This window comes from Acidimicrobiales bacterium, assembly GCA_035540975.1.
GTDB lineage: Bacteria > Actinomycetota > Acidimicrobiia > Acidimicrobiales.
The window spans coordinates 62452-71915 of record DATLFN010000136.1 but is presented as its reverse complement, the minus strand read 5'-3'; the positions used below and the strand labels follow the sequence as shown (position 1 = coordinate 71915).

General features: G+C 73.3%; 8 protein-coding genes. 4 read left to right on the top strand and 4 right to left on the bottom strand.

Features of this window, described 5'->3' with window-relative positions:
• From VM242_13710 to sdhA, 4 genes are all read right to left on the bottom strand, one after another.
• The coding region (locus tag VM242_13710; protein HVM06218.1) for a hypothetical protein at positions 1-318 on the bottom strand (318 nt) is incomplete at its 3' end.
• Positions 319-321: 3 nt separating this feature from the next.
• The gene (locus VM242_13705) at positions 322-1056 is read right to left on the bottom strand and encodes an ABC transporter ATP-binding protein (protein ID HVM06217.1); all 735 of its coding nucleotides are present in this window, start codon (positions 1054-1056) and stop codon (positions 322-324) included.
• Positions 1057-1222: 166 nt separating this feature from the next.
• Positions 1223-1942, bottom strand: coding sequence for a succinate dehydrogenase iron-sulfur subunit (locus tag VM242_13700; protein ID HVM06216.1), 720 nt, complete (start codon positions 1940-1942; stop codon positions 1223-1225).
• On the bottom strand, positions 1942-3681 hold the full coding sequence (gene sdhA, locus VM242_13695; protein HVM06215.1) for a succinate dehydrogenase flavoprotein subunit: 1740 nt from the start codon (positions 3679-3681) through the stop codon (positions 1942-1944). The genes VM242_13700 and sdhA overlap by 1 nt, the downstream gene beginning before the upstream one ends.
• A gap of 117 nt (positions 3682-3798) precedes the next feature.
• Between sdhA and VM242_13690 the strand changes: the two genes are divergently transcribed.
• Genes VM242_13690 through VM242_13675 form a run of 4 tightly spaced genes read left to right on the top strand, consistent with a single transcriptional unit; the run spans position 3799 to position 9445 of the window.
• Positions 3799-5202 carry a sigma 54-interacting transcriptional regulator gene (locus VM242_13690; protein ID HVM06214.1) on the top strand — a complete coding sequence of 468 codons (1404 nt, stop codon included), beginning with the start codon at positions 3799-3801 and terminating at the stop codon, positions 5200-5202.
• A 34-nt stretch (positions 5203-5236) separates the two neighbouring features.
• Positions 5237-7246 carry a VWA domain-containing protein gene (locus VM242_13685; protein ID HVM06213.1) on the top strand — a complete coding sequence of 670 codons (2010 nt, stop codon included), beginning with the start codon at positions 5237-5239 and terminating at the stop codon, positions 7244-7246.
• The gene (locus VM242_13680; GenBank protein ID HVM06212.1) at positions 7239-7946 is read left to right on the top strand and encodes an acetoacetate decarboxylase family protein; all 708 of its coding nucleotides are present in this window, start codon (positions 7239-7241) and stop codon (positions 7944-7946) included. The genes VM242_13685 and VM242_13680 overlap by 8 nt, the downstream gene beginning before the upstream one ends.
• Entirely contained in the window at positions 7943-9445 is a 1503-nt protein-coding gene (locus VM242_13675) for an alkaline phosphatase D family protein (protein ID HVM06211.1), read from the top strand. The genes VM242_13680 and VM242_13675 overlap by 4 nt, the downstream gene beginning before the upstream one ends.
• Positions 9446-9464: the final 19 nt, after the last annotated feature.

Sequence of the window (9464 nt, the reverse complement as noted above, 5' to 3'; positions counted from 1 at the left end):
GCCCGGGACGGCCGCGTTCGCTTCGAGAACGAGCGTGAGGTTGACGTCCGCGGGCTTCTCGGGCGGTGTCTCGTCGTCCCCGTCGTCCCCGCCGTCCCCGCCGTCCCCGTCCTCGGGCTCGCCGAAGGCGTCCGTGCCCCGGACCGAGACGTCCGTCCCGGCGGTCAGCTCGTCGAACAGCGTCTCGAAGGTGTGGTCGATCGTGTCGGTCAGGACGAAGGTGGCGGCCACGAACGAGACGCCGATGACGATGGCGGCCGCCGTCAGCAGCATCCGCAGCTTGTGGGCCAGCAGGCTCTTGAGCGTCGCCCGCCGCACGGGCTACCCCAGGGCCTTGATCCGGTCGAGGACCCGGTCCGCCGTCGGCCCGTCCATGTCGTCGACCACCCGGCCGTCGGCCAGGAACACCACCCGGTCGGCATGGCCGGCGGCGATCGGGTCGTGGGTCACCATCACGATCGTCTGGCCGAAGTCGGCCACGGCGCGGCCCAGGAAGTCGAGGAGGTCGGCGCTGGCCCGGGAGTCCAGGTTGCCGGTGGGCTCGTCGGCGAAGACGACCTCGGGCCGGCTGGCCAGGGCCCGGGCCGCCGCCACCCGCTGCTGCTGGCCGCCCGACAGCTCCGACGGCCGGTGCCGCAGCCGGTCGCGCAGGCCCACGGCGTCGATCACCCGGTCCACCCACGCGCGGTCGGGCCGGCGCCCGGCGATGTCCATCGGCAGGGTGATGTTCTCCTCGGCCGTCAGGGTCGGCAGGAGGTTGAACGCCTGGAAGACGAAGCCGACGCGGTCGCGGCGCAGGTGGGTGAGGCGCTTGTCGTCGAGGGAGCCGAGGTCCACGTCGCCCAGGTGGACGTGCCCGGACGTGAGCCGGTCGAGGCCGGCCAGGCAGTGGAGCAGGGTCGACTTTCCCGACCCCGAGGCGCCCATGATGGCGGTGAAGCGCCCGGCCTCGAACGCCACGCTGGCGCCGTCCAGCGCCCGCACGGCGGCGGCCCCCGACCCGTAGACCTTCACGGCGTCGACGGCCCGCGCCGCCGGCGCCGGCGTCACGGTCACCTGGCTCCGCCTCCGGGCCACGGTGTTCCCGCCGGCGGCCGCTCCCGCCGCCGCAGGCGGCCCCCCCGGCTGCCGGCCAACAAGTACGGGCGCAGGTCGGCCGGCTCCGCCGGCCGGCCGCAGCACCACCAGCTCGCCGAGGAAGCTCCGCTTCCGAAGGCGACCCTCACACCCGGTCGGTGAGGACGGCCCGCTTCACCTCCTGGATGGCCTGGGTCACCTTGATGCCGCGGGGGCACGCCTCGGTGCAGCTGAAGGCGGTGCGGCACCGCCACACGCCCGAACGCTGGTTCAGGAGGTCCAACCGCTCGTTGCCGGCCTGGTCCCGGCTGTCGAAGATGAAGCGGTGGGCGTTGACGATGGCCGCCGGGCCCACGTAACCGGAGTTGCCCCAGAAGACCGGGCACGACGTGGTGCACGCCGCGCACAGGATGCACTTGGTCGTGTCGTCGTAGCGCTCGCGGTCCTCGGGCGACTGGAGCCGCTCGGTGTAGCCGGGGTCGTCCCGGTTGACCAGGTAGGGGAGCACGGAGCGGTACTGGGCGAAGAACGGCTCCATGTCGACGACCAGGTCCTTGATGACGGGCAAACCGCGGATGGCCTCCACCGTGACCCGCCCGCCGCGGGGACCGGCGGCATCCTTGACCAGCTCGATGCACGCCAGGGCGTTGGCCCCGTTGATCATCATGGCGTCGGACCCGCACACGCCGTGGGCGCACGAGCGCCGGAAGCTGAGCGTCCCGTCCTGTTCCCACTTCACCGTGTGGAGGGCGTCCAGCACCCGGTCGGTGGGCTCCGCCTTGACCGAGAACGTCTGCCAGTGCGGCTTGGCATCGGTGTCGGGGTTGTAGCGCTTGATCCTGAGCTCGACGTCGACGAGGGCCATCAGTAACTGCGCTCCATGGGCAGGTAGCGGCCCGCCACCACCGCCTTGTACGACAACGACACGGTGCCGTCCTCCTCCCGGGTGGCCAGCGTGTGCCGGGCCCAGTGCTCGTCCTCCCGCAGCGGGTGGTCGGTGCGGAAGTGGGCGCCCCGGCTCTCGGTGCGGGCCCGGGCGCTCACCACCGACGCCTCGGCCAGGTCCAGCAGGTACCCCAGCTCCAGCGCCTCGGTGAGGTCGTAGTTGAACGTCGTGCCCTTGTCGTCGATGGTGACCTGCTGGTAGCGGTCCTTGAGGTCGTCGAGGTCCTTCAGGGCGCCGGCCAGCAGGTCCTCGTTGCGGAACACGAAGGCCTTCTCGGTCATGGACGCCTGGAGGTCGGCCCGCACGGCGGCGACCTTCTCCGCGCCCGTACCCGACTTCAGGGCCTCCACCCGCCGGACGACGTCGTCGGCCGCGTCGCTGGGTGCCTCGGGCAGGTCGGCGGTGGCGGCGAACTCGGACATGGCCCGCCCGCCCCGCTTGCCGAACACCACGATGTCGAGCAGCGAGTTGGTGCCCAGGCGGTTGGCGCCGTGCACGCTCACGCACGCGCACTCGCCGGCCGCGTAGAGGCCGGGGAGCACGGTGCCGGCGGCGTCGGACACCACCTCGCCCTCGACGTTGGTGGGGATGCCGCCCATGGCGTAGTGCGCCGTGGGCTGGATCGGGATGGGCACCTTCTTGGGCTCGATGCCGAGGTAGGTGCGGACGAACTCGGTGATGTCGGGGAGCTTGGCGTCGATCTGCTCGGGCGGCAGGTGGGTGAGGTCGAGGTGGACGGCGTCGGCCGCCTCGCCCACGCCCCGCCCGTCGAGGATCTCGGTCTGGATGGCGCGGGCGACCATGTCGCGCGGCGCCAGGTCCTTCACCGTGGGGGCGTAGCGCTCCATGAAGCGCTCGCCGTCGTTGTTGCGCAGGATGCCGCCCTCGCCCCGGGCCGCCTCCGACAGCAGGATCCCGAGCTTGTAGATCCCGGTGGGGTGGAACTGGAAGAACTCCATGTCCTGCATGGGGACCCCGCGCCGGTACAAGAGGCCGGGGCCGTCGCCCGTCAGCGTGTGGGCGTTGGACGAGACCTTGAACATCTTCCCGAAGCCGCCGGTGGCGAAGAGGGCGGCCTTGGTGTTGAAGACGTGGAGGTCGCCGGTGGCCAGCTCGTAGGCGACGACGGCGGCCAGGCGGCCCTCGGCGTAGGCGACGTCGAGCACCTGGAACTCGTTGAAGAAGTTGACGCCCCGCGCCACGCACTGCTGGTACAGGGTCTGGAGGATCATGTGGCCGGTGCGGTCGGACGAGTAGCAGGCGCGGCGCACGGGCGCCTCGCCGTGGTTGCGGGTGTGGCCGCCGAAGCGGCGCTGGTCGATCCGGCCCTCGGGCGTGCGGTTGAACGGCAGGCCGAAGTGCTCCAGCTCGATCACGGCGTCGATGGCCTCGCGGCACATGATCTCCGCCGCCGGCTGGTCCACCAGGTAGTCGCCGCCCTTGATGGTGTCGAAGAGGTGCCACTCCCACGAGTCCTCCTCGACGTTGGCCAGCGCCGCGCACATGCCGCCCTGCGCCGCCCCGGTGTGGGAGCGGGTGGGGTAGAGCTTGGTGAGCACCGCCGTGCGGCACCTGCCCACCGTCTCGATGGCGGCACGCAGGCCGGCGCCGCCGGCACCGACGATGACCGCGTCGTAGCGGTGATGGCGGATCTCCACGCGGCCATCGTGTCACGGCCCGGGTGCTCCGGCGGTCGATCGCGACGAGCCCGGCGTTCCCGTCCGACGGCGGAGGGTCGAGGCGGCGTAGCCCCGGGCCGGGCCTATGGTGACGGCATGACGGCGCGGCCGGGGACCCTGGGTGAGCTGCGGGCGTCGGGGTGGCGCTCGGAGCCGGTGAAGCACGAGGTGCGCCGCAACGCGGCGGCCCGCATCGCCGCCGGCCTGCCCCTCGTCGGCGGGGTCGTGGGGTACGACGACACCGTCCTGCCCCAGCTGGAGAACGCGCTCCTCGCCGGCCACGACGTGATCTTCCTGGGCGAGCGGGGGCAGGCCAAGACCCGCCTGATCCGGTCGCTCACCAGCCTGCTGGACGAGTGGATGCCGATCGTGGCCGGGTCCGAGATCAACGACGATCCCGAGCACCCGGTGTCCCGCCACGCCCGCGACGTGGTCGCCGAGAGGGGTGACGACACCCCGGTCGAGTGGGTCCACCGCGACCACCGCTTCGGCGAGAAGCTGGCCACGCCCGACACGTCCATCGCCGATCTCATCGGGGAGGTCGACCCCATCCGCGTGGCCGAGGGCCGGTACCTCTCCGACGAGCTCACCCTCCACTACGGCCTCGTCCCCCGCACCAACCGGGGCATCTTCGCCATCAACGAGCTGCCCGACCTGGCCGAGCGCATCCAGGTCGGGCTGCTCAACGTGCTGGAGGAGCGGGACGTTCAGGTGCGCGGCTACAAGGTCCGCCTCCCGCTGGACGTGCTGCTGGTGGCGTCGGCCAACCCCGAGGACTACACCAACCGGGGCCGCATCATCACGCCGCTCAAGGACCGCTTCGGCACCCAGGTGCGCACCCACTACCCGGTGGACGTGGAGACGGAGCTGGCGGTGGTCGCCCGGGAGGCGGAGCCCCTGGACGGGCTGGGCGTGCGCGTCCACGTGCCCGACTTCATGTCGGAGATCGTCGCCACCGTCAGCCACCTGGCCCGGTCCAGCCCGCACGTCAACCAGCGGTCGGGCGTGTCCGTGCGCCTGAGCATCGCCAACGCCGAGGTGCTCACCGCCAACGCCGCCCGGCGCGCCCTGCGCCTGGGCGAGCCCGACGCCGTGCCCCGGGTCAGCGACCTCGAGGCCCTGGTGGCGTCCACCGCCGGCAAGGTCGAGATCGACTCGTTCGACGACGGCCGGGACGAGGGGATCCTGGAGCGACTGGTCAACGCCGCCGTGCTCACCGTGTTCAAGCGGCGCTGCCAGCTCTCGCAGTTCGGTGACGTCGTGATGGCGTTCGACGACTCGTCAACCATCGTTCACGCCGGTGACGACGTCCAGGCGTCCGCTTACCTCGACGTCCTGGCCAAGGTGCCCGCCCTGCGCCGGTCGGTGACCGACCTGGCGGCGGGGGAGTCGCCCGGAGCGGTGGCCAGTGCCGTCGAGTTCGTGCTGGAGGGGCTGCACCTCTCCCGCCGCCTCAACAAGGAGTCGGTGGGGGCCCGGTCGACGTACCGGGGCCGCTGACGCGTAGGCCGGGACCCGGGCTTACGCTCGCGCCGTGGGACGCCGGTTCGGGTACTCGAGGTGGGACGGCACCCAGACCGGCTTCGAGCTCGACGCCGAGGACGTCCTGTCGGAGATCACCGACGACCTGCTGTACCACGGCGACGTGAGCCCGGCCCTGCGCCGGCTGCTCCAGCAGGGGTTCCGGGACCGGGCCGGCGAGCGGGTGGCCGGGCTCCAGGAGCTGCTCGAGCGGCTCCGGGAGCGGCGCCGCGAGCTGCTGGAGTCCCACGACCTGGGAGGCGCCTACGACGGAATCGCCCGGGAGCTGCACGAGGTGGTCGCCGCCGATCGCGAGGCGATCGACCGGCTGGTGGAGCAGGCCCGCCGGTCGGGAGACCGGCGCCGGCAGGAGGTGACCGAGGGCGCCATGGCGGAGCGGCGCCTGCGCCTCGACCTGCTCCCGCCCGACCTGGCCGGCCGCGTGCAGGCGCTCCAGCAGCACGAGTTCACGTCGCCCGAGGCGGCCGAGCGCTTCGAGGAGCTGGTGGACCGGCTCCGGCGCGAGGTCCTCCAGAGCCGGTTCAACCAGATGTCCGAGGCCATGTCGAGCCTCACCCCCGAGCAGGTCGCCCGCATGCGGGAGATGTTCTCGTCCCTGAACGACCTGCTCGAGATGCGGGCGGGGGGCGAGGACACCACGGCGGCGTTCGACCGCTTCATGCACGAGTTCGGCGACTTCTTCCCCGGCAGGCCGGAGACGCTCGACGAGCTGCTGGCCCAGATGGCCGCCCAGATGGCGGCCGGCCAGGCCATGCTCAACTCGATGACGCCCGAGCAGCGGGCTGAGATCCAGGCGCTGTCCGACCGGCTGCTGGGCGACATGGACCTGGCCTGGCAGGTCGAGCGCCTCAGGTCGAACCTGCAGTCCGCCTTCCCGGACGCCGGGTGGGAACGCTCCTGGTCGTTCCGTGGGGACGACCCCCTCGGTCTGGCGGACGGGGCCGCCGTGGTCGACCAGTTGGGCGAGCTGGACGACCTGGAGAGCCTGCTCAGCGGTGCGGCGGCGCCGGGCGCGCTGGCCGACGTGGACATCGAGCGGGCCCGGGACCTGCTCGGCCCCGACGCCGCGCGCGACCTCGAGCGGCTGGCCCAGCTGTCCCGTGCGCTGGAGCAGGCGGGGCTGGTGGAGCACCGCGAGGGGCGCCTGGAGCTCACTCCGAAGGGCCTGCGCAGGATCGGCCACAATGCCCTCGCAGAGCTGTTCGCCAAGCTTTCGCGCGATCGCCTCGGCGGCCACCAGGTCGAGCGGGCCGGCGGTGGGGGCGAGCGGTCCCACGAGACCAAGCCGTACGAGTTCGGCGACCCCTTCGACGTCAACATCGAGCGGACCGTCCGCAACGCATTGGCGCGTGGTGGCGCCGGCCTGCCGGTGCGCCTGTCGGCGGACGACTTCGAGGTCGAGCGCAGCGAGACGCTTACCCGCACGTCGACGGTGCTGATGCTCGACCTCTCGCTCTCGATGCCCATGCGGGACAACTTCCTGGCCGCCAAGAAGGTGGCCGTCGCCCTCCACGCCCTCATCTCGTCGAAGTACCCCCGCGACTACCTCGGCATCGTCGGCTTCAGCGAGGTCGCACGCGAGCTCCAGCCCCGACAGCTGCCCGAGGTGTCGTGGGACTTCGTGTTCGGCACCAACCTCCAGCACGGCCTCGCCCTCGCCCGGCGCATGCTCGCGTCGAGGCCGGGCACCCGCCAGATCATCCTGGTCACCGACGGCGAGCCCACCGCCCACGTCCGCCCCGACGGCGAGGTGTTCTTCAACTACCCACCGGTGCGGGAGACGGTCGATGCCACCCTGGCCGAGGTGAACCGCTGCACCCGTGAGGGCATTCGCATCAACACGTTCATGCTCGACGCCACCCGGGCGCTGACCGCGTTCGTGGAGAAGCTGACCGAGCTCAACCGGGGCCGGGCCTTCTTCACCACGCCCGAGACGCTGGGCGACTACGTGCTGGTCGACTTCATCGAGCAGCGCCGGGCCGTCCGCCGGCGGGGTGCGTAGGGCGGTCCCCGCGGGCCGGGGCGGGAGGCGCACGGCGGCCTCCGGCGCCGCCCCGGTGGGCAGCCCGGCGCGGTGGCGGGCCACGTGCGAGTGCGTGGTGGGCGTCGCCTGGAGCCCCCAAGCGGTCGGCGTCGTGCCGGCACCGCTGGTGCGCGTTCCCGGACCGGTCCTGGTGATCGGTGCCCGCTACGCCACGTCGCCCGTCGGGCCGTACGTCGAGCTGGCCGTCGTCGAGCCGGTGCGCCTCGGTGCCCGGCCCGGCTCGTGCGCCACGGTGATGGTCGTCGACACGGCGGCGTCACTCGACGAGGGCCGGGCCCGGTGGAGCTTCCCCAAGCAGCTGGGGACGCTGGAGTGGTCGCCGGGCGGCGACGGCACCGCTCGCCTGCGGTGGCCCGAGGGCGACGTCGAGCTGAGCGGCCGGCCCATCGGCCCCCGAGCCCCGGTCCCGCTCCCGACGTGGTGCCTGCAGTCCGGCGACGCCGGCGTGGTGGCGACGGGCGCCCACGTGCGGGGCAGGGCGCGGCTCGCCTCCGTTCGAGTCGACACGGGCCCCGGGAGCCCTCTGGCCGGCCTGGCCGGGCGCCATCCCGGCCTGTGCATCGGTCGGGGCATGCTCACCATGGGGTCGGCCCACCCGCTCGGCCGGCGCCGCGCCGGCGGCCTCGCCGGTCGCCCCGCAGAGCGCCCGCGGCGTTGACCGCCGGTGGAGGCGGCCCGTTCCGCCACGGGGTCGCCAGCGGCGACCCGCTCCCCGACGCGGTCGTGCTGTGGACCCGGGTGACGGTCCCCGAGGGCGACGCCGTCCCCGTGCGGTGGCGGGTCTCTCGCTCGTCCGACGGCGGGGGCCCCGCCGTGGCCGAAGGGCACGCGACTGCCTCGGCCGAGGACGACTTCACGGTGAAGGTCGACGTCGGTGGCCTCGAGCCGGCGACCACGTACCACTACCGGTTCGAGGTCGACGGCGCCGCGTCGCCCGTCGGGCGCACCCGGACGGCGCCGAGCGGGCAGACGGCGGCCGTGCGCCTGGGCGTCGTGTCGTGCGCCAACTGGGCGCACGGGCTGTTCACCGCCTACCGGCATCTGGCCGAGCGCGAGGTCGACCTCGTCGTGCACCTCGGGGACTACGTCTACGAGAGCGACGAGGCGTGGACGGAGCTCGGCCGGTCCCACAACCCTGCGGCGCGCCTGCGCACCCTCGCCGACTATCGGGCCCGCCACGCCCAGTACCGGACCGACCCCGACCTCCGGCGCCTGCACGAGCGCCATCCGCTGGTGGCGGTCTGGGACGACCACGACGTGGCCGGCAACGCCTGGCGCGACGGCGCCGCCGACCACGACCCGGCCTCGGACGGGCCGTGGCCCCGACGCCGGGCGGCCGCCACCCGGGCCTTCCTCGAGTGGCTCCCCGTCCGCACGCCGGACCGGTCGCGTCCCGGGCGCATCTACCGGAGCTTCGCCCTCGGCGACCTCGTCCGCCTGATCATGCTCGACACCCGCCTCGAGGGCCGCGATCGACCGGCGGCAGACGGCGAGCGCCCGGTGGCGACGGTCGAGTCCCGGAGCCGCTCGCTCCTGGGTGACGGCCAGCGCCGTTGGCTCCGCGACGAGCTGCGGGCGCCGGCGGCGTGGCGGGTCCTCGGCAACCAGGTGATGATGGCGCCGCTGCGCCTCGTCACCCTCCCGGGCCCGCTCCGCCGCTTCCTCCCCGGAACCGTCGCCGGCGGTGCCGGCGTCAACGCCGGCCAGTGGGACGGCTACCCACGCGAGCGCCGGAACCTCTTCGAGTTCGTCGAGCGCGCCGGGGTGAGCGACATCGTGGTGCTCACCGGCGACCTCCACTCGTCGTGGGCGTCGGAGCTGACCCTCGACCCGACGCAGCCGTCCCGGACCGTCGGCGTGGAGCTCGTCACGCCCAGCATCACGTCCCGGTCGTTCGCCGAGGAGGTGGCGCCGCCCCTTCCCGGTGCCCGGGCCCTCCTCCGCCGTGTCGTACGGCGCCAGAACCCGCACGTCCGCTTCTTCGACCTCGAACGCCACGGGTACCTGGTGGTCGACGTCGACCATGACCGGGTGCGGGCCGAGTGGTGGCACGTGGACGGGGTCACCGACCCGGCGGCAGGTGAGACCCGGGCCGCCCGGTGGGTGGTCCGCCGGGGGGATCCGCTGCTCGTCGAGGAGAGCCCGGCGGACAGGTGACCCGCCGGTCCGGGAAGCG

Excerpts from the sequence above, each read along its gene's own strand:
- VM242_13700 (HVM06216.1), bottom strand. The coding sequence starts at position 1,942 with ATGGCCCTCGTCGACGTCGAGCTCAGGATCAAGCGCTACAACCCCGAC.
- VM242_13690 (HVM06214.1), top strand. The coding sequence starts at position 3,799 with ATGACGGCGCGGCCGGGGACCCTGGGTGAGCTGCGGGCGTCGGGGTGG.